This window comes from Eggerthella sp., assembly GCF_048329335.1.
Taxonomy (GTDB): Bacteria; Actinomycetota; Coriobacteriia; order Coriobacteriales; family Eggerthellaceae; genus Eggerthella; species Eggerthella lenta.
In genome coordinates this window covers 1-2,154 of sequence record NZ_DBFEGU010000408.1, presented here as the reverse complement: position 1 = coordinate 2,154, position 2,154 = coordinate 1, and the positions used below count along the sequence as shown (strand labels likewise).

The 2,154-nt window shown below is 68.0% G+C and carries 2 protein-coding genes; one reads left to right on the top strand and one right to left on the bottom strand.

The genetic code is table 11. The features are described 5' to 3' along the window. On the bottom strand, positions 1 to 1,475 hold a 1,475-nt coding region (locus ACMO6A_RS12680), incomplete at its 3' end, for an amino acid adenylation domain-containing protein (protein ID WP_418471357.1). Between the two features lie 192 nt (positions 1,476 to 1,667). On the opposite strand from ACMO6A_RS12680, the gene ACMO6A_RS12675 reads away from it, so the two are divergent. Beyond that, a partial coding sequence (locus tag ACMO6A_RS12675; protein ID WP_418471356.1) for a YaiI/YqxD family protein occupies positions 1,668 to 2,154 on the top strand: 487 nt, incomplete at its 3' end.

Here is a 2,154-nt window from a genome sequence, read left to right as displayed (position 1 = left end):
CGCGGCACCATGTAGCCGGGCACGCGCTCGGCCAGCCGAGCCTTGATGAGACGAGCTATCTCGAAGTCGCTGCCTGCAGGACGCTCGCGCAGCACCACGCACGCCTTCAGGTACGCCACGCGCTCGCGGCGACGCACGGGCACGACCGCCGCCTGCTTCACGAGCGGCAGCGCGCCGAGGTTCTCCTCCACGTCCGCAAGCTCGATACGGAAGCCGTTCACCTTCACGAGCGAGTCGAAACGACCGTCGCAGTACAGCATGCCGCTTTCGTCGAGGTGGCCCGCGTCGCCCGTGCGGTAGGCACGCACGGGCGTGCCGTCGACAAGCGTCGCGTCGAAGAAGGCCGCCGCCGTCTTCTCGGGGTTGCGGAAGTAGCCTTTGGCCACCGTGTCGCCCACGATGACGATCTCGCCGGTCCGCCCGGCCTCGCACGGGACGCCCGTCTCGGGGTCGACGATGCGCAGCTCGGTGCCGGGGCGCGGACGGCCGACGGGGAGCGGGCGCTCGTCAACCAGCTCCGAATCGCCGATCTCGACGTAGGTGACCGCCACGGTCGACTCGGTGGGACCGTACGTGTTCGCGATGCGGGCACGAGGGAACCGCTCGCGCAGAGCCGCAGCCGTGGAGCGGCGCAGGGCCTCGCCGCAGAACAGGAACAGGCGCACGTCGGGCAGCAGGGCTTCGTCGAAGCTGCGGTCGGCCAGGCACAGGTCGGCGAACGACGGCGTGGACGTCCACACTTCCACGCCCGAATCGCGTAGGTCGGCGAATAGCGCGCGCAGATCTTCGGTCTCCTCGCGTTCGACGGCGTGCAGGCAGCCGCCGGTGGCGAGCGCGCCCACCACCTCGTACTCGGACAGGTCGAACGAGTACGGCGGTTGGTCCAGGAATACGCGCCCGCCCTCGCGGATCACGGGAAACGTGCAAACCCAGTCCATGAAGCGCGCAACGTTGTCCGCGCCGACCTCGATACCCTTCGGGCGACCCGTGGAGCCGGACGTGAAGATGAGGTACTGCATCTCGTCGCCCGTCACCCAGCTCGCGCGATCGGGGACGACGAAGGGGCTGCCCGCTGCGGCGACGGCCGCGCGCGCATCGAGCACGTCGGACTCGGGCAGCGCGCACGCCAGGGCATCGGGCATGTCCTCGGTAACCACCACGAGCGTCTCCCCGAGCTGGGACAGGATGTCCGCGAGACGCGTAAGGGGCATCTCCGTGTCTACGGGGACGAACGCATGCCCGCTTTTAAGGCAGCCGAGAAACCCTGCGACCATACATGCGGATTTGTGGCCGAGCACCACCGCCGGCTGTCGCTTCTCCGTGCGGGCCGCCAAGGCGGCGGCAATGCGATCGGAGGCCTCCCATAGCTCGGCGTACGTGGTCGTCAGGCCGTTCGGCGCCTTGTGGGCAGGCGCTTGCGGATGTTCGCGCACCTGCTGCTCGACTGCGCGTAAAAACTCGTTCTCGCTCCTCATGCTGATCCTCCCGCAGCTTCCACTATCAAACGGAAAGAATCTAGGACGCATTTCTCAATAAAATGTCTACGGGGCCCGCCGATCACCGTCTGCGCACATTTCGGACACCGTTCCGACGCATTGATGCGCACGATCGCGCCTCGTTCAGGCTGCCGTACCGTATACTGGAATCCTCCAAAAGAAAGCGAGCCCATGAGACCGACGATCTACATCGACGCCGACGCCTGCCCGGTCACGTCCGAAACCCTGGCCGTTGCGCGCAAGAACGCGTTGCCCGCGGTCGTTGCGGGCAACGCGACGCAGAACCTTGCTCGGCACATCAGGCGCGGAGATCCGCGCGAGCCCCGCGACGGGTTCTGGGTGGACACGCTGCCCGTGGGCATCGGCGCCGACGCGGCCGACTTCGCCATCGTGCAGGAGCTGGAACCCGGAGACATCGTGGTGACGCAGGACATCGGGCTGGCCGCCATGGCGCTGGGACGGCACGCCCGGGCCATCGGCGTGCGCGGGCGCGTGTACACGCTGGCCACCATCGACCTCGACATGCACATCCGCCACGAGGAGAAGAAAGTGCGCCGCCAGGGCGGCCGGACGAAGGGTCCCGCCGCCTTCGAAGACGACGATCGCGAGCGCTTCGCCGCGAACCTCCAGCGCGTCGTAGAGGAGACGCTGCGCGACG